The organism is Paenibacillus sp. 01T442, assembly GCF_056398345.1.
The window spans coordinates 178723-204768 of the sequence record NZ_JBFTPF010000003.1; the positions used below are offsets into that span (position 1 = coordinate 178723).

A 26046-nucleotide genomic window follows, 5' to 3' on the forward strand; every position below is an offset into this window, starting at 1 on the left:
TGAGCGCAGCTCAAAGTCTCTCCTTTGATTGATCCATAGGTAAATTTTTATAATCTTATCACTGAACCTTGCCTGTGGTCAATGGATTTTTTAGGGAAATGTTCAGTAGGCTACGAGAAGGCGTTATTTCGTCCAAACTTGGGGCTCAGAACCCTTGCTCGAATACTCAATATAGGACGGAGAAATGTCCATCACGACATAGTTAGGATCGTGCGGCCCCTCAAACCATTCCTTCATATCATCGTTCCACAGCTTCTCGCGAAGCGCATTGTCCGAAGAGATCTTAGCCGTAGCTTGGATTTGCAAAATGTTCGGCGTAGACTTCCCGTCATATCCCACAAGAATATGCACATGGGGATTCTCTTGGAGTTCTTCAACTTTATCTGTTTTCTTACTCGTCGTTAGATAAATCTCCAACCCATCGTGAAACAAAGCCATATAACGCACCTTCGGCTTGTTACCGTCAATCGTCGCAAAGGAGCACACCTGATTGGCGTTCAGCACTTGAATGATTTGCTCTTCGAGTTGTGTTTTTTTCGTTTCGATCATAGTTAGCTCTCCTCTCAGTCTCAAACTGCTTTAACTACCCTAGATTACCCATATGGGCGGGTGTTCAATCGTTTCCCACGAAAAAAATCCCCCTCACGCTAGGCGTGAAGGGGCATGGATGGTTAGATCGTTGCCAGCTGTTGCAACGGCATCGTGTAGTAGGACGCCGGCTTCTGCGCATCCGGCGGGAAGTGAACGACAAGCAGCTCCTTGCTGCTTTCGTCGATGTGGCCGCTTTGCAGATACGTCTGCAAAGCGAACGGCAAGACCTCAAGCATGGCATGCTTGTGGAGGTCTTTCTCATTGATGCGGAGGCTGTGGAAGTCTCCGCTGACGAGCTCAGGCTGCTCCGCAAGCAGCTTGAGGTACGCATTCTGTTCGGACTTCTCCAAGGTGAAGTCCCACCAGATTTTGCGCGGCTTATATTTATGGCCGAGGAAGTAGTCAAGCTTCATCAAGCCTTCGATGATGTGCATGTTCGTAGTGCCGCGATGCAGCAGGAACTCGCGTAAGCGAGTGAACAGATCCTCGAGCTGATGCCCGATCTTCTGCCAGCCGCGGCCTTCCCAGAAGTCGCCGAATTCTTGGAAGAAATCGAATGCGGATGGGAACTCATTCGCGATGAGATGTTTCACCGTATGATCCATCCGGTGAGCGTTCCAATACTTCTCGAGCACATCCTCCACGCGCTTGATGCGAATCAAGTCGGTGAATGGCAGGATGTCGTTGCCGAGAATCTCGTAAGGTGCGTGATCCATATACTTATAGCCATATTTATGGGCATCTTTACGCATGCCTGTGCCACGCAGCATCTTGAGGAAGCCAAGTTGCAACTCTTCTGGTCCTAGCTCGAAAACGTCGTTAAACGTTTTACGGAACGAGTTATAATCTTCTTCCGGCAGTCCGGCAATCAGATCGAGATGCTGATCAATTTTGAGACTGTTTTTCACCTTAGACACGGTACGGCTCAGCTTGAAGAAATTCTGTCTCCGCTGCACGAGGTCATTCGTCGTGTCATTCGTCGATTGCACGCCGATCTCGAAACGGAACGTACCCGGAGGAGCATTTTCAGCCAAATAATCAAGCACTTCAGGACGCATAATGTCTGCCGTAATCTCGAATTGGAACACCGTGCCACGGTGATTTTGAATAAGGAATTCAAAGATTTCCATCGCATAATCCCGTTTAATATTAAACGTTCGATCCACGAATTTGATCAGCTTTGCGCCCGAATCAATCAAGTACAGCAGATCCGCCTTGGTCCGCTCCATGTCAAAATACCGCACACCCACCTCGATACTCGATAGGCAGAATTGGCAGGAAAACGGACAACCACGGCTCGTCTCGAAGTAGACAACACGATTCGCTAAGCTCGGGAGATCTTCCTTGAAGCGATGTGGTGACGGGATATCATCCAGCTTCAACTTCGGTCTGCCCGGCATCAGGATCACTTCTTGCTCCTTGCGGTAGGCAACGCCGTAGACGAAGTGGTATTTGCGTGTTGTCGAGATCTCTGTCAGCAGCTGGTGGAAGGTCTCTTCCCCTTCGCCCATCACGATGAAATCCACCTCAGGGATGCGCTCCATCCAGTAATCCGTGTCATAAGAAACCTCAGGTCCACCAAGGACGATGATGAGTTCGGGACGGATTTTTTTGATCATTTTGATAATGTTGATCGTCTCTTCGATATTCCATATGTAGCAGGAAAAGCCCAGCACATCTGGCGCCTTCTGATAGATGTCAGAGACCACATTCATAACGGGATCTTTAATCGTATATTCGGTTATTTCAACATCAAAATCCTTCTCGCAGAACGCTTTGAGATAGCGTAAAGCCAAGGAGGTATGAATGAATTTGGCGTTCAATGTGGATAAAAGTACGTTCATATGGAAAAACCTCGTTCTATTCTGGGTTATCGTGCCCTCTAATTCTACACGAAAACCGCGGAAATACAAAGGTAAGCCCTCCCATGCGGGACGACTTTAGTGGCGATTATGCAAATATAACAAATCATTAAAGAAGCCATTTAGGGCAAACCTAGGACAATTAAAGAATCATGTCGTCGTCTAAATGTGGGACTTCATAAGGGAATTGCAGGTAGGAGGCTTCTTCGATAGCGTTTTTCCAGCGTTCAGCATGTGAGTAAAGCTGCTGCTCGACCTCTTGGATTTTCTGACTGATTTCGCCGGCCGATTCTGCCGGTTCACGTTGCAGTGCTTGTTGTAGGCTGGTGCGTTCTTCGAACCATTGCGTTAACTGGTATAAAAGCATAGGTTATCGCCTCTCTAACACGTAGGATATGTACGTGCTAGTGTTCCCTGATTTGAGGGGGCGTATTCGGGTGCCTAACCTCCATACCTTCCTGACACAGGATTAACTGGAAAATCTACAGCTAATTCCGCGATTTCATCTTGAAAATGTAAAATAAATGGAAAACCTCCCGTTAATTTCGGGGATTTCCCGCAAATGTGCTAGGAACCCGAAAAATAGCTGGAGGTTTTCCATTTAAAGTAGATTCAAGCTAAATATGCAGGAAATTAACTGTACTTTTTCACGTTAAATTTATCCGTGACACCTCGACACCCAATACTACTTCAGCAAAGCTCCATCCTGCTCAAGGACGGCTTGCAGCTCAGCGACGTTAATCTCCGCTGGAAGAACGCCGTGCTTCACAGCGAGCCCAGCTGCGGAGCCTGCGGCTTGGCCCGTGGCCATGCAACTTGGCGTAAGGCGTGTAGTCGCCAGCGCTTCATGCGTGGTGGAGATGCAGCGACCTGCGGTGAGCAGGTTTTCGATTTTTTGCGGCAGCAGGCAGCGGTACGGGATGTCGTAGGCACCGTCCCCTTTGACCCAAGCTGCAGTTACACCTTTACCGGATGGATCGTGGATGTCGATCGGATAGCCGCTGCGTGCGATCACGTCATCAAAATGACGGCCCTGCACAACATCATCCACTTGCAGCGCATATTGACCATCGATCCGGCGCGTTTCACGAATACCAATTTGTGCGCCAACGTTGGAGATGGAGGCTTTTTCGAAGCCTGGCAAGTTATTGCGCATAAATTCAGCAACCATCAACACCTGTTTGCGACCAAGCTCCTCGGCCTCTGTCAAATCCTCCACATTGGTGCCATCCAGCCCCTGCACACGCGTAGTATTGACCAGTACTTCGTCGTCCTCAGGACCTGTGAAGAACAGCACTTGATCGCGATTAATCGGAAGATTCGCTTCCTTCCAGTGTTTGAAATAGCCGAGTACACCAGAAAGAGGGAGATCAGCGAGCTCGGAGAAAGGCGTCTTTTTATAAAACTCATCTGGGTGGTCAATCATGTATTGTTTCACGGCAGGCAGATTTACTCCGCGCATTCTGAATTTCATCGTCATTGGCTGTGTTGCTTTATCGCCGTCACGCCCTTTGAGGCACGGGGCACCAGACAGATACGCAAGATCAGCGTCACCTGTTGTATCGATAAACACTTTGCCACTTACATCAATTCGGCCAGATTTGGACGTCAACTGTACGGATTGAATGCGATTGTCCACGGTTTCCACATGATCGACAAAGCTATGGAAAAGCAGCTTAACTCCCGCTTCTTTGAGCATATCGACAGCAAGAACTTTATATATTTCAGGGTGATAAGGTGTGATCGTATTCACGAAACCAACGGTATCCCGAAGATGTCCCGGAGATGCGTTCATCGCCATGAGGCGGTCAATAATTTCTTGCGCGAGCCCTGCAATGACTTGTTTGCCATCCGTTGTATGAAACGTCATCCAAGGATACACAAGCGCTGCCGTCGACATGCCGCCAATAAAGCCGTATTTCTCTATTAAAACGGTTTTGGCTCCGCTTCTCCCTGCTGCAATCGCCGCATTGACACCCGCTGGTCCTCCACCTACTACAACCACATCTGCTTCTATCTGTTTGATCATCTGACTCGCTCCCTTAAGTTAATTATTTGGTACTCTGATGTATCTTCCATGCCTTACTTCTCTCTTAGTGTAGTTTAAAATTAACCTTCTTTTTAGTTTAAATTTAGTTTAAAATTAGAGGTACAGAAGGTAGCAGAAAAGGAGCATCTCAGACATATGCGTAAACGTATTACACTCCACGATTTGGCCGCACAGCTCGGTTTAACGATACAAACGGTATCCAAAGCGCTGCGCGGACTGCCTGGCATGTCAGAGCAGACACGAAGTGAAGTTTTCAAACTCGCACGCGAGCTGGGCTACATGACCAAAGATCAGAAACAAACACTTCAGCAAGATCTCATCTCACCTTATCCCGTTGTACAACGCAGGTTCGTGCTCGTCCAGAACAAGCAATCTTTGAACTTCAATCGCTTGTTGCTGCAAGGATTACATGAACGCTTCATGGAGTTTGGCCACACGGTTCAACCGCTGCTTATGCCACCTAAATTGAAACCCTCGCAATTTGATGAATGGGCTGAAGAAGAAGGTTTGTTATATGCGGAGGGGGTGTTTATCGCACCAAGGATGAATTGGGATCTCTTGGAGCAAAAACTGTTAGAGCTGCAGCTGCCGCGGATTTTGTTGAACTTTCCGCCGCCGGAGTCTAGGGTCGACAGTGTCATTTGGGATGTGTACGAGGCTGTTTATCAGGCGGTGCGAAGGTTGGTGCGAATGGGCCACAGGAACATCCTTTATGTAGGTGATACGAAGGATCAACGCGGATTCGTTATTCGGTGGCAGGCTTTTGCCGAAGCGATGAAAGAGGCGGGCTTGACGGTGGATCCGAGTGAGCACGCGGTAGAGCGGGATGGTTCGGAGAAGTGGCTGCAGGATTTTGAGAGCAAGTATCAGCTGCGTCAGCCAACGGCAGTCATTTGTGGCATTGATGAAGAAGCTGCGCCTGTGTATCACACGCTTCGCCGATTAGGGGTTAATGTGCCGCAGCAATGCTCGCTGGTTGCCCTCTTGAATGAGCAAAGCGACACGCTGCCGCTCTGTTCTCGCCCTCAGCTGCCGATTCGAGAGGCTGGCTATCGCGCAGCAGATCGCATGCTATGGCGGATTGCCAATCCGCATTTACCTTTTGAGCATGTGCGGCTGCAGGGGGATTTTTTCACAGGGAGTACGATTCAGAAGCTGTAGATCATTTCATTTGCTTTTACGAACGTGGTATATTGGAGGTCGAATGATCTGACCGGAAGGTAAGCCATCGTACTAGGAGGTATTTTAAGATGCAAAAGAAACAAGGTTCACGTCCAAAAGGAAGCCCCAGCCATAAACCCAAGTTCGGTACTCAGAAAGCGCAAACCCACTCGTTGCAAGCAGGCGCAGTTAAGGGTGGTCAGGAGTCGAGCACTCGCCAGTATACGGTGAAAGAACCTATAGAGCTTCTACCTTTTTTGTTGGAAAAGCTATCGAGTCTGGGCCGAAATGCGGTCAAAGCTATCCTCGCTCGTGGACAAGTCGCCGTGAATGGCAAAGCGGTAACGGCTTATAATTACCCCTTGCAGCCAGAGATGACGGTCACGATCAACAAGGATAAAGTCGTCGAGGATATTCCGCTCGCTGGCATGACGATTTTGCATGAAGATAACGATGTCATTGTCATTCAAAAGGATGCAGGACTTCTATCCATTGCAACGGATACGCAGGAAAATCAAATTACGGCGTATCGCCAACTTACGGCGCATGTGCGGAATCATGACCCGAAGGCGCGGATTTTTGTCGTTCATCGGCTAGATCGGGACACATCTGGTGTGATGATGTTTGCCAAAAATGAACAGGCGCAGCAGCACCTGCAAAACACGTGGCAAGAGAGCGTCAAGGAGCGKACGTACGTTGCGCTAGTGGAAGGCATGGTGCGCAAGCCAGAGGGAACGATTTCTTCCTGGCTCAAAGAACACGCGAAATCGCTCAAAATGTTCTCCACACCGTACCCCAACGACGGACAGCATGCGGTCACGCATTACAAAACGCTGCAAGCGAACAAGAGCTTCTCTCTGCTTGAGGTGAATTTGGAGACGGGGCGCAAAAACCAGATTCGCGTTCATATGCAGGATATCGGGCACCCCGTTGCTGGGGATAAAAAGTATGGCTCCAAATCGAAGGAGATCAATCGACTTGGTTTGCATGCGCGAGTGCTAGCCTTTTTGCACCCGACGACAGGCAAGTTAATGCGTTTCGAGACGCATATACCGAAGGTGTTTTTGAACCCTTTTAAAGAGCCTGGTGTGAAGAAGTAGAAAATAGTTTGGGAGTACTCTAAGCAAACCGACTAAAGGAGTAGAGTCATGAACATTGTTGTACTTGACGGTTATACGTTAAATCCAGGCGATTTGGACTGGAGTGGTTTACAAGCGCTTGGCGAGTTGACGGTCTATGAACGTACCGCTGAGTCCGAAATTGTAGAACGCGCCGCACATGCTGACATGGTGCTAACGAACAAAACACCTCTCTCCGCACAAACGCTGGAGCAGCTGCCTACACTGAAATATGTGGGTGTTTTGGCGACTGGCTACAATATTGTGGATGTCCAAGCCGCGAAAGAGCGCGGTGTTGTAGTGACCAATGTTCCTGCGTATAGCACGCATTCGGTTGCTCAGTTGGTTTTTGCACTCGTCTTGGAATTCTGCCATCGGGTGCAGCGCCATAGTGACAGTGTGCTTCAAGGAGATTGGGCTGGGTCGGTTGATTTCAGCTATAGTGTCTCTCCTCTCGTAGAGTTAAGCGGTCAAACGATGGGACTGATTGGTCTCGGTCAGATCGGCAAGCAAACAGCGCTTATGGCATCGGCGATGGGCATGAAGGTCATTGCAACAGGCAGTGGCCGCACTGTGCCACAACCCGTGGAAGGCATTGAATGGGTATCGCTTGAGGAGCTGCTGCAGCGTGCTGATGTGATTAGTCTGCATTGTCCATTGACACCTGCAACGAATGAGCTGATCAATGCGGAACGGATTGCTATGATGAAACCGTCGGCCATTCTGATTAATACGGCCAGAGGTGGATTGCTTAACGAGGCGGATGTGGCTCGGGCGCTGAATGAAGGCCGCCTAGCAGGCGCTGGACTCGATGTACTAACGGTTGAACCGCCAAAGCCAGATAATCCCTTGCTGCATGCGCAAAATGTGATCATTACGCCGCATATCGCATGGGCAACGAAGGAAGCTAGAGCGAGGTTGATGGCTGTTGCGAGCAGTAATGCGCAGAGTTTTGCAGAGGGTCGGCTGGTGAATGTGATCGGGTAGGGTTGGAATTAGCATCCTTTCCCAAGTTTTTAAATCGGAATACACAACATGGATTCAAATCCATATAGGACTGCCGCCAAGGCTCGTGAATTCGAAGCTTTAGCGGCAGTCCTTTTTAGTTGTCGATCGTTCTATTATTTTAACTTATTCAATAAACGGTAAATGATCACAGCCGCTTGCGCTCTTGTCGTGTTGTCGTTCGGCATAAAGCTGCCATCACTTCCTTCAAGGATACCTGCTTTTTGCATGGTGCTGACTGCTTCTACCGCATAATCCGAGATTTCAGCCCAATCGTCAAAGACCTTGGAGCCAGCATTCGTCTGGATACTTGCGTTTAGCGCCAGTAAGGTGCGATAAGCCATAACCGCCATATCTTGTCTGGATATCTCATCCCCTGCACCAAAGCTTCCGTCTTCTCTGCCACTTATGATACCAAGCTGCCTAGCTGTCGCAGTAGAGCTGTAGTACCAATCTTCCTGATCAATGTCTGAGAAGGTGTTTGACGTAGCTTGTTCATGATCGAAGCTGAAGGCTCTCATTAGCAGTGTCACAAATTCTGCTCTTGTAACCGGGCTATTCGGTACAAAGCTCGTTTCACTCACACCACGGATTATTTCTCTCGCTGCCAATGCGTCAATACTTGCTTGCGCCCAAGATACTTCACTGATGTCTTGGAAAGTAACATCCTTGTAGAATACAGCATAGTTGCCAAACGCTGCAGTTGAGAACTCCACTTGTCCTGTAGCTGCATTGTATGCCCCATTCACAAGTACCTCTAACTTCCCTGATGCGTTCACATAGCTTACGATTACTTTCTCTGGAGATTCTCCCGGTTTCAGCTTGTAATTAAGAGCTATGCGGGCAACCTCGGCACTCAAATCCTTAATCGACTTTCCATCCACTTGCAAGTCAAATTGGAATACACTGCCGCTCCCAATGGACTGCCTTACCTGTTCTGAAAGCACTCCCTGTTCAACATTCGTTACGACAACCTGAATATTCTTCGCATCTGTCCCTGCCTGTTGCTTTAATGCTTGAATAGGTAGGATGACCTTAGAGGTCCCTGCATGGAATGCGATCTGTTTCACTTGGCTGGCATCCGCTTTGTTCAGCAACGCAACAGGAACTTGTATGACAAGCTTCTTCGTTGTCGACTCTGCTGAAACACTTAAGCTTATCGTTCCGTTCGTAGCTCCCCCAATGGCGTTAACCATGTCTAGATCTTGGATGGTAACTGTAGATGTATTCGGATCCTTGGGCTCTTCTTTGACAGGTACAGTTATGATACCGCCGCCGCTACCCGATCCATTAGACGTATCGTCCGTGCCATCATCCGTGTTTTCCCCATTGTCTTTACTGGCTGTCACCGTTATATTCGCAGTCGCTTGCAGCGCAGTTTCGGATACTGATCCATGAACTACAAAGGCACCTACTTGTGCATAAAGCGTTGGAGCGATGTTGTCCCAAACAACCTGAAGCTGTGAGGTTAGCTGATTATCATATACAGCCGTTACAACCGTCGGTAATATCGGCGCTATCCCAGTTGTCGTGCTTACGGCAACAGGCTCAATTGCTAAAATAACAGCCGGAATTTCCGTTACCGTAATATTCGCTACTGCACGAATGCTTGTGCCTGCGACATCCCCATTTACGACAAACGAGCCTGCCCCAGCATACTGGGAATCCTCCACGAGATCCCATGTAACGGACTGCGATGAAGTAGATTGATCATCATACACGGCTGTTACTACTGTAGGAAGCTCTGGAGCTATGCCTTTCGTTGTTAACACTCCAATCGGATTGATACTAACAATCACTGGGTTAGGATTAACAGTGACTTGAGCCACCGCTCTCACATCTGTCCCCTCTACTGAACCATACACAACAAAGCTTCCTGCCTGCGCATATTGCGATGGTGCCACAGTATCCCAGATGACAGGGTGTGATTTTTGAGACTGATTATCATACACGGCAGTCACATGAGTAGGCAATACTGGCGCTGCTCCTACAGCGGTCGTAACCAACTTAGGCTCGAAGCTGACAATAGCAGCCGGACTAGCTCCTACTGTGATATGCGCCTCCGCTCGTATGGCTGTCCCCGCTACAGTTCCTTGTAAAGTAAAGGTACCTTCCGCCGCATATTGAACAGGTGTTAGGCTGTCCCACGTAACTGGCAGCGTTTCGACCGACTCGTCACTATACGTAACAGAAACGGTTGAAGGCAATGTTGGAGCAACGTTGACATACGTATTCACGTCCACGGGTGATACCGCATTAATAACCGCTGTTCCTGGAATGATTTCTCCACTGCCCATTTTGACATGGTCCAATGTAATATCAGCGATCGGAGACGTGTCTCCGCCAATTTTCATCACATTGCCGCCGGTACCTAAACTGGCTGCTCCAGCCCAGGCTAATTGACCGTCAATGTATAAGTCATAGGTATAATTAGCGTGGACAACTACTCTGTAATCATGATACACGGTTGTATCCAAAGTCGTTGTCTTTGTTGGGCTGCTTGCTTTATTTTGTGCCGTACCTTGTGCGCCATACTTTAAATAAAGTCCAATCTGATAATTTCCACTTCTGATTGTAAATTCGTTTAAGGTGTTTGCCGCATTTACCTTGGCTCTATACTCTACAGTGAAGGCTCCCACCATAGGTGTGAAATCGGATTTCAGTAAATACGTTGAAAAACCGGTGCTCGCGTCTATAATTTTCACATTCCCGCTGTCCTGCGTTACGGAACCAGGGCCATTGACCAATTTGGACCAGCCTCGTGAATACTTATTCATATCGTCATTAAAATATTTGAATGGGCCTGGCGGCAGTGGAGGTATCTCGTCTATAGGCTCAACTGCATTCGGGTCCATCTTGGCATAGGCAAGCACGCCGCCTAATCGGTCGCCCTGCTCATAGAACATGTATAAGTCTTCGCCGTCATATACAAAGTTAGCCGAGGCTGTTCGTCCCCGGTCAATCACGTCATCAGAGTCATGCAATACGCCCAGATGATTCTCTAGGTCAAAATTAGCACCAACCTCGGTAATATGCACATTGCCCGAAGACGCATGGTAAACTACATAATGCTTGCCATTCCATGGAAAATAAGTGGGACCGGACAAGTTGGTTCCTTCAGATGCATTGGAAGTAATCAATGGATTCTTTTGTGTTGTCCAGTTGAGACCATCATTCGACCATGCCAGATAAATGTTTCTTTTATTCGCTGTGGTATTACCCATCAGCAGCATGATGTAAGTATTATTTTTGGAGGGAATCGTGTACTTGAACACCTTGGCATATGAGGTTTCCATCAAGCCGACAAAATCACTAGTGCCAAGCGCTTTTCTCTCATACGTAAAGTTGATGCCGTCTAATGTCGAGGCAATCCTTGTCGTCGTATTTTCCCCATGGTAATACATGTAATATTTCTGAGCTTCATCATTCCATATCATATATGGTGAAGACACATGCGACACACTGTAATGAGGAGACCAAACATTGGAAATTAACGGATTAGCCTCGTATTCCGTCCATGGCCCGTTCAAGGAATCGGAGTAAGCCAGATTAATCCCTCCTGGCGCATCGTGAGGAGCATAGTACAAATAATRATTGCCTAACGGATTCGCGATGTGATCCCTCGCGTTAATAACCTGCGGAAATATAATCTCGTCTGTAGGATTATACTTTAATTTCAGCGGATCCAAGACTTGCCCCTGGTATTTGAAAATTGGAAAACCCGCTAAAGCGGACGCAGGTTTAGGGTTAACAACGACTACAATGCTCAGCACCATGATAAAACATATAAAACTGGCTATCACTTTTTTTAGCATCAGTCTTGCTCCTTTTTAATTGTAGATTGTCTTCTCTACTTATTTCAAACCAGTCAAAGCTACACCTTCGATAAATCGCTTCTGGGCGATAAAGAAAACAAGCAATAGGGGGACAGTCGCCATAACGGAGGCTGCCATCAATAAGTGCCAATCCGTCCCTGCCGTATCCGTGAATAACTTGAGTCCAACAGGTAAAGTAAATAATTTATTATCGCTAATGTAGATCAGCGGATCGAAATAGTTATCCCAGCTGTGAAGAAATGTAAAAATAGCGAGCGTAGATAACGCCGGCGTAGAAAGCGGCAGCATGATACGCCAGAACGTTGTCCATGGTGTGCAGCCATCAATTTTCGCCGCTTCCTCCAGCTCATCTGGTACCATGATGAAAAATTGGCGAAGTAAAAATACGCCGAATATTCCGCCTGCACCTAATACAGAAGGAACAATTAACGGGAAGTGTGTGTCGGTCAGATGCAGCTTAGACATCCACACGAACATCGGAATCGCCGTCACCTCCGTCGGAATCATCATACCGGTCAGCAGGATGAGGAAGATGATATTTTTGAAACGAAAATTCATCTTGCCAAACGCATACCCAGCCAGTGCCGCAAACAAGCAAGTAGCTATGGTAACCACTATGGCTATATAAGCGCTATTGAAGAAGTAAAGAGGAAACTCGGGCTGTTTGACGAATACTTGCTTAAAATTGGACCAGGAAATGGGATCAGGAATCCATTGCGGTGGAAACAGAAATATTTTTGTCGGATCCTTAAGTGAAGTCGTGATCATCCATAGGAATGGAAACAAGATAACGAGTGATATAAGAGAAAGCACTGTATAAATAGGCAGGTTTCGAAGTATACCCTGTTGGTTATTGTTCATGATGCACCCACCTTTTTCTCATATTCCATTGCACGATGGTCAAGATCAGCACTAGGAAAAACAAAATGAAAGCGATTGAAGATGCGTAACCGAATTCAAATTGCTTAAACGCCTGCTGATAAATATAGTACACAAGCACATAGGTACTAGTCCCCGGACCACCGTCCGTCATGACTTGGATTTGGGAGAATACCTTCAGCGAACCGATTAAGGTTAGGATAAGCGCTAGGAAAAACGCTGGTGAGATCATCGGGAAGGTGATATTCCAGAAGGTTCTCATGCGCGAGGCTCCGTCAATCTTGGCAGCTTCGTAGTACATTTTGGGAACCTCCTGCAAAGCAGCAAGAAAAATCACCATATTCAGACCTACATTCTTCAATACGCTGACTACGATAACTACTGGCATCGCCAAGCCAAAATTGTAAAGCCATGCGGGTCCCTGTATGTTAAATAACAGCAGTATTTGATTGATCAAGCCAGCATCCGTTGCAAAAATGTATTTCCACACAATCGCCCATACGACAATCGAAGTCACTACCGGCGTAAATATAGCGGTTCGAAACAGGCTGATTCCTGGTATTTTTCTATTTAACAGAAGTGCTAAACCAAGCGCGAGCATCAAATTCAAGGGAATGAGCCCAGCCGAAAAGTACAATGTGTTCCATACCGTCTTCCAAAATAAAGGGTCGTTCAGAAATGCTTTCTCGTAGTTATCCAACCCTACATACTCCGTATCGTGAAGGAGAGAGTAATTGGTGAAGCTCATGCCAAATGCAGCCACAATTGGAACCAATAAGAAGATGATATATCCGAGTACCATCGGAGAAATAAATAAGTATGCATACCATGCCCCACTTGAAGCAAGGCGGCTCTTGGCACGTTTCCTGATGGAAACGGGTTGCCCTGTCTGCAGGGATGGGGTCAATTTCGCACCTGCGGAATCCATGTTGTTTCTCTCCGTTCTCTGTAAGTTATTCGATCAAAAAGCACACGAAATCCACAGCAGCGCAAGAAGCTTCGAGTAAAAGGGATCTGACTCATGCTCAGTCATCTAGCCAGTATTAGGCTATAACTCGCGGTCAGACCCTCCTTCTACTCTAAGCTTCTCAACTACCGTGACGCTTCTTTATTTAAGCAACGGGCTTACTTCACTTTCGGCTTTGGTCAATACATCCTTCACCGAGCCCGACTGCGCATAGAGCAAATCAAGAATCGTTTGCATCTTGGTATCAATTTGCTGCCAATTTTTGTGAGCTGGCAGCGTAGTAGCCCCTACCATTTGATCGATGACGGCAAGCTTCACACTCTCAGGTGATGGCCCTTGCTTCAGGAATGACTCCGATTCCAAAATCGATTTGCGGCTTGGCACGAAATATTGGCTTGTAATGTTCATATTCTCATTATTCGTAATATATTTTAAGAAGTCTGTTGCTTCTTTCGGGAATTTACTATCCTTCATAACAACAACGCCAGCATATCCCATTGTAGTGCCCGCACCTTTAGGCCCTTGAGGCAATGGAGCAATATCCCACTCGAAGTCTTTGATCGCCTTAGCTTTACCCATATAGCTGAACAATTCCTTTTGCATGGCAATTTTCCCCGTGTCGAACGTCGTTTGATCCCCTGGCTTCGGATGCACTTTATCCTTGAAGATCATATCCGAATACAACTGAAGCGCCTGCTCGCCCTCTTTGGAGTTCAAAGTAAACTTCGAACCATCTTTACTTAACAGTTCGGCGCCGTATGAATTAAATACGGTTTGCAGGGCATCCGGCCAGTTGGTCCAGCCATTGCGCACAAAATTCGTTCCATATACACCCTTTCCAGGGTCAGCTAATGTCTTTGCCGCTTTGAGGAACTCCTCATAGTTCCATTTCCCTTGCTTATACAGTTCAGTTGGCGTTGCCAGTCCTTTTGCTTTGAACATCGTTTTGTTGTAGTAGATCATCGATGTAGGTGTAGAAAATGGAATGCCATAGATTTTACTGTCTTTGGTTAACAATTCAAGCGTTGTCGGATATACCTCATCAAATTTATACGCCGTATCCGCTTTCAAGGACGTTACTTCAAGAAGCTGACCGCCCTGAATGAATTGCGGAATCATACGTTCTGCGAGCCATGCGACATCTGGAGCTGAATTTGATGCTTGCATGATCGATAGCTTCTGCTGGTAGTCAGCAAAARGAATGATCGTAATCTCCACGCTGATGTTCGGGTTTTTCTCCTTGTATTTGGCAATCATATCCTCATACATTTTCTTGTGCGTGTCGTTTCCCCATATGCTGAATTTCAGTGTAACAGGCTTCTGCGCCTTCACCTCTGTTGACGAACTTGGCACTGTTGTAGCTCCGGTTGCTGCCGGCGTATCTGTTTTGGTACCGCAGGCAGTTACTACTGACGTTGTGACTAGCAGCGTKCCCATAAGTAAGCTAAACTTTTTATTCATATTCGGGTTCCCCTTTAATTTGTATTATGTAACCGCTTCAGTGAAACGTTTACAAACTTTATTATAAAGAAAATGAACCCGCTCTTTTATGGCCTAAAATTCAGAATAGGTTCGAATTGTATCGATATTGGTTTTAAAATCTGCATGAATATTCGTACTCCTATTGGTCTCGAAATTCTGATGGCGTCAACCCAACGACCTGCTTAAATAAAGACATGAAATACTTACCATTGGGATATCCCGACATTCTTCCGATGTCTTGAACCTTCATATGTGTCGTCTTTAATAGCTGCTTGGCCTTCTCTATTCGGCGCTGCGTCAAGTATTCCGATAGGTTCTGTCCCGTTTCCGACTTAAACAATGCGGACAAATATCTATGGTTCAAGAAAACCTGATCAGCCAAGTATTGCAGTGAGATGTTCTGATCTAGATGACTATCGATAAGCTCCTTAACCTTTCTTATGATTTGCCGCTCCTCTTGCCCTTCCTTTGCAGAAGAGGCAATTTCGGCTTGCAGGGGATTATTTTTGAGAAGCTCCTTCTTTAATCGATCTATAACAATGGCTAGTTCGGCCTTGTCTACAGGCTTCAATAAATAATCAGCAGCATGATACCTTAGTGCGTCCCTTGCATATTCAAAATCACTGTACCCGCTAACGATGACAACTGGCAGTTCAGGGTATTGGTCACTAAGCCTCCGCATCATCTCAATCCCGTTCATTTCCTTCATACGGATATCCGTAATGACGGCATCTGTCGTATTTGTCTTCAGCCATTCAATCGCTTCCAGGCCATTGGACATTCCCCCAACCACCTGAACCCCGCCTATGATATGCTCAAGTAAATGACGGAAACCATTCCGAAGATTAATCTCATCCTCAACTAATAAAATTCGAAGCACTTGTCATTCCCCTTCCCACTGCAATGGAATTTTCACAATAAAATGAGTGCCTTGCTTATTGCTCTTATCTAGAAATAACCCATAGTTCGGTCCGAACAATAGTCGGATTCGCCAGTGAACATTTCGCAGTGCGAAGCCTTTCTTCTTGAATCCGAAGCCATCCCTAGCGCCGTGTTCGTTGCTTTCCTTGTAGATATGAGCTTCTACCTGCCTCATTCTTTCCTCGCTAATCCCCTTACCATCGTCTGAAACAGTGATGACAAAGTGATCCTCTTCTACATATGTGGCGATTCGGACGATGACAGGGTCCTCTTCCATGGCATGCTCAATGACATTTTCGATCAAAGGCTGAAGCATTAATTTGGGAACGAGATACTCCTCATGCCCCATGTCGACATCAAACTCCATCTGAAGCTGTCCACCTAATCGATACGACTGAATCTGAATATAGGATTCCACGAATAGCAGCTCGTCCTTCAGATAGACAAGGCGCTCATCCTTATCTACCGTAAATCGCAGCAGCCTGCCTAAACTGACGACAACACTTGATAGCTTAGGATGATTCGACTCCAGAGCCATCAGGTTGATCGATTCCAGCGTATTGTAGATGAAATGGGGATTAATTTGACTCTCGAGCGTCGATAGCTGGGCATCCTTTTCACGAAGCTTGCTTTCATACACCTCTTTAATCAGGCGCTCGATTTCTGTCACCATCATGTTAAAGCCGCCTGTAAGATGGCCAATTTCATCATGGGAGGCGACTTCAGCTCGTTCCCCGAAATCACCCATCTGCACCTTCTTCATTTTCTTCTGAAGATGTCTAATAGGCTTCACTAATCGGCTTGAAGCTACAACTGCTAGGAGGTAAGCAACTAGCATCGAAATAACCGAAACGATAATCGTAGACCTCACTAGCTTGCGAGCTCCCGCGGTTACCTCACTCTTCGGAATAAAGCCCGTCACTTGCATACCCGTAAATTCAGAACTTACCTTTGCCGAAATTTGTTCTTTGCTGTTGTTAATTTCCTTCCAGCTCAATGAACTATCCATATCCACCCCATCAATCGGGAAGATCACAACACCATTACGATCCGAAATATAAATTTGACTCTTGCCGTTATAATTCGTGGAATCTAACAAGCTTTTGAAGCCCATCTCAGTCAGATCAACCTTCACGATCCCCAAATATTCATTGGTGGAAATTTCTCTAACAACACGTGCAATGGAAATGACCCTTTCTGTGCCATCCAAATAGTAGCCTGCGTCGTGAGGCGGCAATATAACAATTGAACCGTCCCCCTTCTGAACATCTGCCATCCACGGGTTGCTTGAAGCTTCCCAGTATCGATCAACGGTAGTCTCCAGGTTGCTAAACAAGTTCCCGTCAAGGGCAAAAATTAAGATGCTCCTTATCTCACTTCGATCAAAGGTGAGTGAAGAAATCATCAAATTCATCTTGCTGTATTCATCGGAAGTCACAAATACGGAGTTACTTTGCCTTGGGTGTTTTCTCAGAATATTCATTACGTTTTGGTTATAATAAGGCGCCATCGTAATGCGATCCATGTCCTTCATATATCGATCAAGATTAATGTGGACCTGCTCAATAATTTGGCGCGTATATCGGCGGGAATCCTCTTCAACATTCGAGATATATTGATAGTAGGTAATCCACCCGCTAATAAAGAAGGGAACCGTAATGAGCAGAGCAAATAAAATAATGAACTTGCCCCGTAAGGATAAAAATAGCTTCGTTCGCATTCTAAATCATTCACMTCATAACCTAAGTGTTCTTGCATACGCCAATTATGATTGCTCGATGACTACAAATCTACTTTAACTTTACTTTATATTTGAGGGTGTAAAAAAATGTAAATGAGGAGTATTGCGCGGAGCTACGTGAGTATAAAAAGAACACAAAAAGGCTGTCTATCCAAGTAGATTCAACTACGAGGAAGACAGCCTAGTTCCATACCCGTGCTATTTCAATAAAGCCGCATAATCCATCTGCGGCACAAGACCTGTCTCCGCTGCCCGCTGGAGCAAGGTTAAGACAGCGCCATAGCCGCTATCGCCGAGATCAGCAGTGAACTCATTGACGTACAGGTCGATGTGCTGCTGCGCGACCTGCGGATCCATCTCTTGCGCGTGCTGCATGACATAGTCGCGCGAAGCTTCCGGATGCGCCCACGCGTACTCAACGGAGGCGCGAGCCCAGCCCGCGAGCGCCTTCAAATCCATGGTACGCCGAGCGATGATGGCGCCCAGTGGGATTGGCAGCCCGGTGTCTTGCTCCCACCAGCTGCCCAAATCTGTTAGAAGCGCTAACCCGTACGACGGGTAAGTAAACCGCGCTTCATGAATAACGAGGCCGGCATCGATGAGGCCGTCCCGCACGGCGGGCATGATCTCGTGAAACGGCATGACCACGATTTCGCCAACGCCGCCAGGCACGTTCTGTTCTGCCCATAGGCGGAACAGTAAGTACGCCGTCGAGCGTTCGCTTGGCACGGCTACTCGGCGGCCGCTAAGGGCAGCCGGGTCCGGGGTGGCATTGCCGTTTGGCTGCGTCAGCACAAGCGGGCCGCAGCCTCTGCCCAAGGCGCCGCCGCAGGGCAGCAGGGCGTAATCCTGCAGCACCCATGGGAGTGCTGCGTAGGAGATTTTGAGCACGTCGGGGCCTGTGCCTTCGGCAGCCAGACGGTTCGTTATATCGATGTCCGCGTAGAGGACATCGAGTTCTGGTGCGCCTGGGATTAAATCATGCGCCCAGGCATGAAAAACAAAGGTATCGTTTGGACAAGGTGAGAACGCTATTTTCATTTTAAAGCACCTCCGCTAAGACTGAACCTGCTGCTTCTAAAGCTTTCAAGGCATCACCGATCCGCCAGGCGTCTCGGTCTCGCGGTCCGACCGCGTTGGAGATCGCGCGGATCTCCAACACAGGCACCCCGCGCTGCTGCGCAGCTGTCGCTATGCCGAAGCCTTCCATGGCTTCGGCGGCAGCGCCAGGCACGCGCGCAGCCAGCGCAGCGGCGGTTGCCGCTGTTCCGGTGGCCGTGGCCACCGTCAGTACCGGCGCCGCTTGCGCCTGCAAACCGGCGGCTTGCAGCGCCGCCGTCACACGCTGGGCAAGTTCGGCATTCGCGCTGATGCGCGTTGTGCCGAAGCCCAGCTCGTCCAAGCTGCTGAAGCCATCCAGCAGCTCCACGCCAAGATCGGCGGCGATGATTTCGCTCGCAATAACAAGCGAGCCAATGTCCGCTTGGCCGACGAAACCACCTGCAATACCAGCGATAATCAATAAGTCATAATCGGCTTTAGCAAGCTCAAGGGCACCATTCACCGCCGCTGCGGCTAGCCCCACGCCGGCTAAAGCATATTCAAATCTGCTATCCTGACCAAGACCCCGCTGTATGGCATCTCGTTCAGGGACGACTGCTGTCATGACGAGAATTCGCATCATTCTTCCCCTTTAAGCTTTGACTTCCATACTTGTATTTTACATGACCCCTGTCTAGAAGGAAACTTTTACGCTTGACATGCCAAACTAATTTAATTATTATCTAATTAGATTAATATCTAATTAGATTACTAGGAGTTGTTTCTCGTCTATGCAATTAGATAAAATCATCACTTATCACAAAGCCATGTCGGATGCTACGCGTATTCGTATGCTTATTTTGTTGGCGGACGGCGAAACGAATGGGCAAACTCTCGCTGAGAAGCTGAGCGTTACTCCCGCGACCATTACCCATCATGCCTCAAAACTTCGCGAAGCCAACTTGATTCATGAACGCCGTGACAAAAACACGATTTATTTCACCTTGAACGACGCCTTCATTCGTAGCAACGGTCAAGCAACTGCTGATTTGATTTTCAAAAATAAAAAGGAGGCTCCCGCATCCATGGAAACGGAAGACAAAAATTTAAATCTTCAGAAGTCTGTTTTACGGAACTTTTTTACGCTCGATGGCAAGCTCAAACATATACCAGCACAGCTCAAGAAAAAACTGATTGTCTTGGAGCATCTTGTCACTGAACTAGAAAAAGGCCGCTCCTACGCCGAAAAAGAGCTTAACCTCTTCCTCAAAAACTATCATCCAGATTTCGCTACCTTGCGCCGCGAATTGATTATGCACCAGTTTATGTTTCGGGAAAGTGAAGTTTACGAGTTGAACCCTAGGGAAATGTGGGCGAAGTGGGAAACCTTATCATAATTCGTGGTACTTCACTCTTGTCAGTCTTGTCACTCTTTAGCAATCCCACCTCTCCCCCCCCTCCCTGCAACTTTAACTGTAAAAACTCCAGCTATTTTCGACACTATTCAAAGTTTTTGGTATTTAAATGGAAAAAATCCAGTTAATTCCACCTATTTCTCTCCTGTCGAAGGAAATGGCCAATATTAACTGGAGAAAATACAGCTACTTCACAAATTCGCCCAAATACTCCTCAATTAGATGGAGAAATTCCAGTTATTTACCTAAGCAACCACCTGAAGGCAAGAGTTTCTGCAAAGTCAGATGGATCGAGGGGGGCGGAGGTGTCGGGTTGCTCGATTCTGTCGGGTTGCCGTTCCGAAGCCGTGTCGCTTGATCTACTGTATCGATTGCGTCGCTTATATCCGCTGTGTCCTCTGTGTCTGGTGTGTCTACTGTATCGATTGCGTCGCTTGTGTCCGCTGTGTCCTCTGTGTCTGTGTCTGGTGTGTCTACAGTATCGATTGCGTCGCTTGTGTCCGCTGTGTCGATATGTATCAGCTGTCACTCAATAACCACTAACGCACCACCCCAAGCCCCAACAACCACTTCTTATACGCCGTCGGTGTAACGCCGAGACACCTCTTAAATTCCTTGGAAAAGTGCGCGTAATCATGATAGCCGAACTGGCCCATACAGCTCGCGATATCAATCGTTGGGTTGAAGAAAATTTGGAGCCTAGCCAAGTTAAAACGGGATACGGCATTTAATCGCTTGGGTGACATGCCAACGAGCTCTGAACAAATCCGTTCAAAATGCCGCTGAGAGTATCCACTCTCGATGACGCTGATGGGAACATCCTGCTCCATCGGTGTTCGATATAGTTTGGACAATATATTAATCATCGCGGCATGCTTGGTTTCTGGTTGGAAATGACGATAAAGATAAGCTGTCAGCAAAGCGATGCCTTCGTCCAAATCTGCCTCTGCCAACTGCGGAACCAACTCAGGAAGTTCATGTTCGGGAAACAAATCAGCGAGAGGCAGAAACTTATCGATCAACGTACGATGATCCATCTCTTTGAAAGCCCGCAAACCCCATGGCAGCAATCGCACGCCGAATATACGAACGGGACCTTCTGCGGTAAGTGGATGATAACGTGAAAGGGCTCCGACAAAAAATGCTCTTGGCAACACTTGCTCACCTATAGAAAAATTAGCTCCATAATGAAAGATCAACTCTTGGCAGCCATCTGGCCACAGCGTCTCCTCCTCCTCTGCCGCGCTGTAATCCCGCTCCAAATACCAATAACACTTAATATAACGCTGCAATGTCTCATCCGGTTGACGCTCCTCGTAACGCATGCGTCTGATTGCCTCCTCCCTACTTTAGGTGCTCATCCCCTACCAGTCCCACAAAATGGACACGTTGCCCAATTATTTATTCCGCAATCGGGTCATTCATCCATACACCTTCTAGTCAGATGACATATAGTAATTTTGTGAAGGGAGGGATTGACATGAGTTGTGGTTGCGGAACTGGCGGCGTAGGTTATTCAAGCACTGCTGTAGTCCTCGTACTATATGTCCTCTTGGTTATCGTTCTTAGTACATTCGGGTTTGGTTGGTAATATAAATTGCATGACAGCGGCTGGGACGGTGATTCCGTTCCGGCCGCTTACTTTTTTTAGTCCTTTTAGCTATAATAAAAGCTTAAGCCTGAATTTCATCTATTCCCTACTTAGGACGGAGACGAGGTACTGTGTCTAAACCGATTTTGACCATTGTGGTCCCTTGTTATAATGAAGAAGAAGTCCTCCCCGAAACTGTTTTTCAACTCAGTGAAGTATTAGATTCTCTCATTACAGATCAATTGGTTGCCCAGGGCAGTACGGTATTATTTGTTGATGATGGCAGTAAAGATGCAACATGGTCGCTAATCGAGCGATTCCACCTTTCCAATCCATTCATTACTGGGCTTAAGCTGGCCAAAAATGCCGGTCATCAAAGCGCCTTACTCGCTGGACTTCTGAAAGCGAAAGCGTATTCCGACTGTGTCGTTTCCATCGATGCGGATCTGCAGGACGATACATCTGTCATTCGTGAATTTCTTGTTAAATTCCATGAAGGCTACGATATTGTCTACGGTATCCGTCAGGATCGTTCATCTGATACTTTTTTCAAGCGAGCTACAGCGCAAGGMTTTTATAAACTCATGACTTCGTTAGGTGTAAAAATTCAATACAATCATGCGGACTTCCGCTTAATGAGCAAGCGTACGCTCGATAATTTGGAGAAGTTTCAAGAGGTTAATTTATTCCTCCGAGGATTAGTCCCTCTGCTAGGATTTCCCTCTACACAGGTCTATTATGACCGGAAGGAACGATTTGCTGGTGAATCCAAATATCCGCTGCGCAAAATGCTCGCTTTTGCCTTCGATGGCATCACATCTTTCAGTGTAACTCCCATTCGTTTGGTTACGGTGATGGGCTTTCTGCTCTTCGCACTTAGTGTAGTTGCGGCTATTTATGCGATTGTAGGCAAATTACTTGGGGAGAACGTTACGGGTTGGACTTCTCTTATTCTCTCTGTCTGGTTCATCGGTGGTGTACAGCTACTTGCGATTGGTTTGATCGGCGAATACATAGGTAAAATATATAAAGAAGTGAAGCAGCGCCCGCTTTTCGTTATCGAAAAGGATTTAACCGAGCAAGCTCAAGAGCAGGCAACCCTCACTTCGCAGGCGAGTCAACCTGCCTCTGCAAGGCGGTAATTGGAATGACCTCCACTTCACTCAAATCCTTGCTAACAGGCAGCTTTGCGCGTTTCTTACTCGTTGGTGTGTTGAATACGCTGGTGGGTCTATCCGCCAGTTTTGCACTTTATAACCTACTAGATCTGAATTACTGGCTATCGACCTTTGGCGGCAATACGATTGGTGCGGTAGTGAGTTATCTGCTGAACCGTACGTTTACCTTTCGCTCCAAAGCCAGCATCGGCAGCAGTTGGTGGAAGTTCGGACTGATCATACTCGTCTGTTACGGATTTTCTTATGGGATCAGCTGGCTGCTTGCCGAAGCGCTCAGTTCTTATCTCCCAAATGCCAGCACGAACTGGCTCCATAACGGTGCCATCCTGGTAGGGAATGGCTTGTACACGATTGGCAATTATGTCGGGCATAAATATTTCAGCTTTCGTACTCATGATTCGAAATGAGGCAGGGCATCCTAACACCTAAGAGGTGATAGACGATGTCACGAAGAAGAAGAAACCGGGCTATGGTGCCCGGATCCGAACATGGCTTAGGGCTTCTCAAGGCCCACGTTATGCAAAATCAAGGCTATGCCGTTAATCCAGAACGACCCGATCTTGTCAAATACGAGGTTGCCCGCACACTTGGTGTCCCCTTGCAGCAAGGCTATAATGGGCAACTCAGCTCAGAAGACGCAGGCCGAGTCGGCGGCCCAATCGGCGGCGCGATGGTACGAGAACTCGTACGCATGGCACAGCAGCAGATGGCGAATCAGCGGCCTCCTGGGCAATAAGCATGTCCCGCATGTAGATGCCAGCCATAATCCGACGCATCCCCACATAAACTAGTAGCAAGCTGCTTGCAGCTCTACTTTTAATGGTGAAGTCAGGTGATGATGGCAGATGAATCCTCCAGGCAATCGTTCGTCAAAACCCGATTGGAAGGGACTATCGGCGCAAGCCGGCGATGTGTTAGGCCCCGAGTTCTGGCAGGATATTGCCAGTATTATTCCGCTAACCGGACCCCGAGTTGATATGTATGAAACGCCGCAGGAACTCGTTGTGGTCGCTGAGGTTCCAGGATTGTCATCCCCTGAGAACATCCAGCTATCCTTCCGCGACCAGTCCCTCTTAATCAGAGGAATGCTCGTTCGTCCTTATCAGGTCAGTGATGAGCAAATGCGACTGTCTGAGCGCTATTTTGGCACATTTGAGCGAGCGATTCGCTTGCCTGGCAGAGCTTTGACCGATCAGATGCGAGCACAGTATCATAACGGTTTGCTTATCATTCGTATTCCGCTTGCTCCGGAKGGTGGCGAGAAGGTTATTCCCATACAGTTTACTTGAGACAACGGTTGAAGAAAGATTGCCGACTCCCTTTTATGAAGGAGGAGCTACGGTGATCTTTTTGTTTTGCAAAAAAAGAAATGATTCTGCGTTTGTCCCCATATACATGGGAGGGAGAAGCTAAAATTAGAGGATTTGGAGGGAATGACCATGGTTCGGATCCAATTTCAATCCATTCATATTGATGACATAACGGAGAACTCTAGCGTTAATAAGGGCAGTAATCGGATCAGCGGCAGAAGACATTCTGTCAAGACGAATCAAGGGCTTGGGGCCATAAATGGTAAACGTAATGTTGTGTTGGGCGGGAAGCATACGGTCCTGGATAATGATACGTTTGATGTTAAACCGAATACACGAAAGAGCTGACCTAACCTATGTGGTTTCAAAAAAAGAAAAAGTCGCCGCCTCCAACCGGACCTTCTAACGCCACACCCAAACCGCCATCAGTTATGCGAACAGAAGCTTTGCCGTCTTCCGTACACACACAAACCGTTCACTTATTGGAACAGCGGCTTCGAAAATTGGAAGAACAGTTAGCCGACCTCTCTGCTAAACACCCGCGCATTCATATCGATAATCTGCACCTCCATCAGCCTGTTCTCGAAAACTTAACATTTCGACTCGATCATCTCGACATTAAGGAGCTTAGCGGTTCGTTGAATTTGGGCAACAATTTCGGTGCTAAACCGAATGGGAAAGCGCAGGATGAGGCCGTGGATAAGGCATTCCAGCGTTCTCAAGTCACCAAAGAACCGCGACAGGAGCGCGCGTCAGACGATCTCTCGAAATCGTCGCCCGAACAAGAGGGTCCAGGCCCTGAGCGAACCTCAACCGGCTACCGCTATACCCCTCCCCAGTCGTCAAAAGTATAAAGATGAGGTGATTGACCGTGTCATCATTCATGTCTCCAACCTTTATCATCGGTTCGATCCGGATTGGCTCCGTGGAAAGTGCATCCTGCATCAATATGGGAAATAATTGGCCCACTGATTTTCAAAGTAATCAAAAAACAGTTCAAGGCTTTGGCGCCGTCGAAGGCGACCATAATCAGTTGKTCGGTACCCGTTCGATGCTGAACGATTCCGACTTCCTTGACATGCTCAATGTCGGCGATAACGATACGCCCGAATGGCTGCAAGAGATGATAACTGTGCAAGCACAAGCATCGGGCTTCACCACAGCAGCTGCCTCTCCACCTCCAACAGACGCAACGACGAAAGCTCCGCAAACGGCCGAGTAAGGCTGCCCGCGGAGCTTTATTTTTCAAACACGGCCAATGATCAAATCACCCTTGGTATAGGGTGCATCAATGATATCGTTATCGTACACGGTGTTTATATTGTTCCACACCACGTTATGTTCACCACTCACTTCACCAAGGCCACTATTGATTTTACCGCTCGTTGACCAATTTACTTGTGCGTTCGTACCAATGAATATGCCAGAAGCATCGGCGATCGAATTGACATGAATCGAATCAAATTGAATCAATGGCGGGTCTAACGGTCCGGGTAGATTCAGCATCGCTTACAACCCACCCTTCATTTAAACTTGATTCGTTATGGCTGGTTTAAAGTCCTGATCATTAATTGGCGCATCAATAAAGTCATTATCAAAGATGGTATTGACGAAGTTACAGGCGATCGAATTACCGATGAATTCACCGGTGCCGTAATTGTTTTTGCTATGGGAATCCCAGCTGGATTGTGCATTTTCACCAATCCCGATCGTTGCATTCGTATTCTGATTATTAATATTGATCATGTTAAACACGATGGAACTCGGCATGCTGCTCACTCCCTATCCGCGATTGGTTCTAGGGCTGCTCCCTCATGCACGGGACCCCGCCGTAAACCTGTATCTTAGCCTATTCAGTGAGCAGGGAAATGGTGCGGCCTTTCGTAGATGCTTCTCCC

General features: G+C 47.4%; 26 protein-coding genes and 1 pseudogene. 12 read left to right on the top strand and 15 right to left on the bottom strand.

Annotated features, from left to right (window positions below; translation table 11 throughout):
* Nucleotides 1-123: 123 nt before the first annotated feature.
* From AC1DLM_RS04905 to AC1DLM_RS04920, 4 genes are all read right to left on the bottom strand, one after another.
* The gene (locus AC1DLM_RS04905; RefSeq protein ID WP_441988877.1) at nt 124-549 is read right to left on the bottom strand and encodes a pyridoxamine 5'-phosphate oxidase family protein; all 426 of its coding nucleotides are present in this window, start codon (nt 547-549) and stop codon (nt 124-126) included.
* Between the two features lie 122 nt (nt 550-671).
* A complete protein-coding gene (locus AC1DLM_RS04910) occupies nt 672-2435 on the bottom strand; it encodes a B12-binding domain-containing radical SAM protein (RefSeq protein WP_441988876.1) in 1764 nt (587 codons plus the stop codon).
* Between the two features lie 160 nt (nt 2436-2595).
* On the bottom strand, nt 2596-2820 hold the full coding sequence (locus tag AC1DLM_RS04915; RefSeq protein ID WP_477569291.1) for a hypothetical protein: 225 nt from the start codon (nt 2818-2820) through the stop codon (nt 2596-2598).
* Between the two features lie 318 nt (nt 2821-3138).
* Nucleotides 3139-4482 (bottom strand): FAD-dependent oxidoreductase, encoded by a 1344-nt coding sequence (locus tag AC1DLM_RS04920; protein ID WP_477569292.1) that lies wholly within the window; start codon nt 4480-4482, stop codon nt 3139-3141.
* Between the two features lie 156 nt (nt 4483-4638).
* Here AC1DLM_RS04920 and AC1DLM_RS04925 point away from each other — a divergent pair, with 156 nt between their 5' ends.
* From AC1DLM_RS04925 to AC1DLM_RS04935, 3 genes are all read left to right on the top strand, one after another.
* Nucleotides 4639-5664: a LacI family DNA-binding transcriptional regulator gene (locus AC1DLM_RS04925; RefSeq protein WP_477569293.1), complete on the top strand. Its 1026-nt coding sequence runs from the start codon at nt 4639-4641 to the stop codon at nt 5662-5664.
* 89 nt (nt 5665-5753) lie between these two features.
* Complete coding sequence (locus AC1DLM_RS04930; protein ID WP_477569294.1) at nt 5754-6764, top strand: RluA family pseudouridine synthase; 1011 nt, start codon at nt 5754-5756, stop codon at nt 6762-6764.
* A gap of 48 nt (nt 6765-6812) precedes the next feature.
* Nucleotides 6813-7769 (top strand): D-2-hydroxyacid dehydrogenase, encoded by a 957-nt coding sequence (locus AC1DLM_RS04935; protein ID WP_441988871.1) that lies wholly within the window; start codon nt 6813-6815, stop codon nt 7767-7769.
* Between the two features lie 134 nt (nt 7770-7903).
* Here the strand turns inward: AC1DLM_RS04935 and AC1DLM_RS04940 are convergent, their stop codons facing one another.
* The 8 genes and pseudogenes from AC1DLM_RS04940 to AC1DLM_RS04975 form a co-directional block, all read right to left on the bottom strand.
* Nucleotides 7904-11602, bottom strand: coding sequence for an Ig-like domain-containing protein (locus AC1DLM_RS04940; RefSeq protein ID WP_477569295.1), 3699 nt, complete (start codon nt 11600-11602; stop codon nt 7904-7906).
* 84 nt (nt 11603-11686) lie between these two features.
* A pseudogene (locus AC1DLM_RS04945) lies at nt 11687-12484 on the bottom strand (carbohydrate ABC transporter permease); the annotation flags it as partial.
* On the bottom strand, nt 12474-13430 hold the full coding sequence (locus AC1DLM_RS04950; RefSeq protein ID WP_477569296.1) for a carbohydrate ABC transporter permease: 957 nt from the start codon (nt 13428-13430) through the stop codon (nt 12474-12476). The gene AC1DLM_RS04950 and the pseudogene AC1DLM_RS04945, both read right to left, overlap by 11 nt.
* A gap of 180 nt (nt 13431-13610) precedes the next feature.
* Nucleotides 13611-14930 (bottom strand): ABC transporter substrate-binding protein, encoded by a 1320-nt coding sequence (locus AC1DLM_RS04955; protein ID WP_477569297.1) that lies wholly within the window; start codon nt 14928-14930, stop codon nt 13611-13613.
* A 160-nt stretch (nt 14931-15090) separates the two neighbouring features.
* Nucleotides 15091-15831 (bottom strand): response regulator transcription factor, encoded by a 741-nt coding sequence (locus tag AC1DLM_RS04960; RefSeq protein WP_477569298.1) that lies wholly within the window; start codon nt 15829-15831, stop codon nt 15091-15093.
* 3 nt (nt 15832-15834) lie between these two features.
* Entirely contained in the window at nt 15835-17592 is a 1758-nt protein-coding gene (locus AC1DLM_RS04965) for a sensor histidine kinase (protein WP_477569299.1), read from the bottom strand.
* A gap of 219 nt (nt 17593-17811) precedes the next feature.
* Nucleotides 17812-18654: a 1,4-dihydroxy-6-naphthoate synthase gene (locus AC1DLM_RS04970; RefSeq protein WP_477569300.1), complete on the bottom strand. Its 843-nt coding sequence runs from the start codon at nt 18652-18654 to the stop codon at nt 17812-17814.
* 1 nt (nt 18655) lies between these two features.
* Nucleotides 18656-19297, bottom strand: coding sequence for a futalosine hydrolase (locus AC1DLM_RS04975; protein WP_441988864.1), 642 nt, complete (start codon nt 19295-19297; stop codon nt 18656-18658).
* Nucleotides 19298-19445: 148 nt separating this feature from the next.
* Between AC1DLM_RS04975 and AC1DLM_RS04980 the strand changes: the two genes are divergently transcribed.
* Nucleotides 19446-20051 (top strand): DUF2087 domain-containing protein, encoded by a 606-nt coding sequence (locus tag AC1DLM_RS04980; protein WP_441988863.1) that lies wholly within the window; start codon nt 19446-19448, stop codon nt 20049-20051.
* Nucleotides 20052-20608: 557 nt separating this feature from the next.
* Here the strand turns inward: AC1DLM_RS04980 and AC1DLM_RS04985 are convergent.
* Nucleotides 20609-21394 carry an AraC family transcriptional regulator gene (locus AC1DLM_RS04985; protein WP_441988862.1) on the bottom strand — a complete coding sequence of 262 codons (786 nt, stop codon included), beginning with the start codon at nt 21392-21394 and terminating at the stop codon, nt 20609-20611.
* 155 nt (nt 21395-21549) lie between these two features.
* Here AC1DLM_RS04985 and AC1DLM_RS04990 point away from each other — a divergent pair, with 155 nt between their 5' ends.
* The 8 genes from AC1DLM_RS04990 (at nt 21550) to AC1DLM_RS05025 (ending at nt 25370) form a co-directional block, all read left to right on the top strand.
* Nucleotides 21550-21660 (top strand): MYXO-CTERM sorting domain-containing protein, encoded by a 111-nt coding sequence (locus AC1DLM_RS04990; protein ID WP_200962405.1) that lies wholly within the window; start codon nt 21550-21552, stop codon nt 21658-21660.
* 131 nt (nt 21661-21791) lie between these two features.
* On the top strand, nt 21792-22802 hold the full coding sequence (locus tag AC1DLM_RS04995) for a glycosyltransferase family 2 protein (RefSeq protein ID WP_441988861.1): 1011 nt from the start codon (nt 21792-21794) through the stop codon (nt 22800-22802).
* 5 nt (nt 22803-22807) lie between these two features.
* On the top strand, nt 22808-23245 hold the full coding sequence (locus tag AC1DLM_RS05000; RefSeq protein WP_477569301.1) for a GtrA family protein: 438 nt from the start codon (nt 22808-22810) through the stop codon (nt 23243-23245).
* 35 nt (nt 23246-23280) lie between these two features.
* A complete protein-coding gene (locus tag AC1DLM_RS05005) occupies nt 23281-23574 on the top strand; it encodes a small, acid-soluble spore protein, alpha/beta type (RefSeq protein WP_477569302.1) in 294 nt (97 codons plus the stop codon).
* Between the two features lie 109 nt (nt 23575-23683).
* Complete coding sequence (locus AC1DLM_RS05010) at nt 23684-24127, top strand: Hsp20/alpha crystallin family protein (protein ID WP_477569303.1); 444 nt, start codon at nt 23684-23686, stop codon at nt 24125-24127.
* A 150-nt stretch (nt 24128-24277) separates the two neighbouring features.
* Nucleotides 24278-24496 carry a hypothetical protein gene (locus AC1DLM_RS05015; RefSeq protein ID WP_477569304.1) on the top strand — a complete coding sequence of 73 codons (219 nt, stop codon included), beginning with the start codon at nt 24278-24280 and terminating at the stop codon, nt 24494-24496.
* Nucleotides 24497-24504: 8 nt separating this feature from the next.
* Entirely contained in the window at nt 24505-25002 is a 498-nt protein-coding gene (locus AC1DLM_RS05020) for a hypothetical protein (protein ID WP_477569305.1), read from the top strand.
* A gap of 17 nt (nt 25003-25019) precedes the next feature.
* Entirely contained in the window at nt 25020-25370 is a 351-nt protein-coding gene (locus AC1DLM_RS05025) for a hypothetical protein (RefSeq protein WP_477569306.1), read from the top strand.
* A 23-nt stretch (nt 25371-25393) separates the two neighbouring features.
* Here AC1DLM_RS05025 and AC1DLM_RS05030 read toward each other — a convergent pair whose 3' ends face one another.
* Together AC1DLM_RS05030 and AC1DLM_RS05035 are read right to left on the bottom strand one after the other, a co-directional pair.
* A complete protein-coding gene (locus AC1DLM_RS05030; protein ID WP_441988854.1) occupies nt 25394-25654 on the bottom strand; it encodes a hypothetical protein in 261 nt (86 codons plus the stop codon).
* Between the two features lie 21 nt (nt 25655-25675).
* Nucleotides 25676-25918 (bottom strand): spore germination protein, encoded by a 243-nt coding sequence (locus tag AC1DLM_RS05035; RefSeq protein WP_056609042.1) that lies wholly within the window; start codon nt 25916-25918, stop codon nt 25676-25678.
* Nucleotides 25919-26046 lie beyond the last annotated feature (128 nt).

Coding starts and splice junctions, on each gene's coding strand:
- AC1DLM_RS04975 (WP_441988864.1), bottom strand. CDS start 19,297: ATGATGCGAATTCTCGTCATGACAGCAGTCGTCCCTGAACGAGATGCC.
- AC1DLM_RS04985 (WP_441988862.1), bottom strand. CDS start 21,394: ATGCGTTACGAGGAGCGTCAACCGGATGAGACATTGCAGCGTTATATT.
- AC1DLM_RS04905 (WP_441988877.1), bottom strand. CDS start 549: ATGATCGAAACGAAAAAAACACAACTCGAAGAGCAAATCATTCAAGTG.
- AC1DLM_RS04925 (WP_477569293.1), top strand. CDS start 4,639: ATGCGTAAACGTATTACACTCCACGATTTGGCCGCACAGCTCGGTTTA.
- AC1DLM_RS05015 (WP_477569304.1), top strand. CDS start 24,278: ATGGTTCGGATCCAATTTCAATCCATTCATATTGATGACATAACGGAG.
- AC1DLM_RS05035 (WP_056609042.1), bottom strand. CDS start 25,918: ATGCCGAGTTCCATCGTGTTTAACATGATCAATATTAATAATCAGAAT.
- AC1DLM_RS04935 (WP_441988871.1), top strand. CDS start 6,813: ATGAACATTGTTGTACTTGACGGTTATACGTTAAATCCAGGCGATTTG.
- AC1DLM_RS04915 (WP_477569291.1), bottom strand. CDS start 2,820: ATGCTTTTATACCAGTTAACGCAATGGTTCGAAGAACGCACCAGCCTA.
- AC1DLM_RS04980 (WP_441988863.1), top strand. CDS start 19,446: ATGCAATTAGATAAAATCATCACTTATCACAAAGCCATGTCGGATGCT.
- AC1DLM_RS04950 (WP_477569296.1), bottom strand. CDS start 13,430: ATGGATTCCGCAGGTGCGAAATTGACCCCATCCCTGCAGACAGGGCAA.
- AC1DLM_RS04965 (WP_477569299.1), bottom strand. CDS start 17,592: ATGCGAACGAAGCTATTTTTATCCTTACGGGGCAAGTTCATTATTTTA.
- AC1DLM_RS05030 (WP_441988854.1), bottom strand. CDS start 25,654: ATGCTGAATCTACCCGGACCGTTAGACCCGCCATTGATTCAATTTGAT.
- AC1DLM_RS05020 (WP_477569305.1), top strand. CDS start 24,505: ATGTGGTTTCAAAAAAAGAAAAAGTCGCCGCCTCCAACCGGACCTTCT.
- AC1DLM_RS04990 (WP_200962405.1), top strand. CDS start 21,550: ATGAGTTGTGGTTGCGGAACTGGCGGCGTAGGTTATTCAAGCACTGCT.
- AC1DLM_RS04910 (WP_441988876.1), bottom strand. CDS start 2,435: ATGAACGTACTTTTATCCACATTGAACGCCAAATTCATTCATACCTCC.
- AC1DLM_RS05005 (WP_477569302.1), top strand. CDS start 23,281: ATGTCACGAAGAAGAAGAAACCGGGCTATGGTGCCCGGATCCGAACAT.
- AC1DLM_RS04920 (WP_477569292.1), bottom strand. CDS start 4,482: ATGATCAAACAGATAGAAGCAGATGTGGTTGTAGTAGGTGGAGGACCA.
- AC1DLM_RS04970 (WP_477569300.1), bottom strand. CDS start 18,654: ATGAAAATAGCGTTCTCACCTTGTCCAAACGATACCTTTGTTTTTCAT.
- AC1DLM_RS05000 (WP_477569301.1), top strand. CDS start 22,808: ATGACCTCCACTTCACTCAAATCCTTGCTAACAGGCAGCTTTGCGCGT.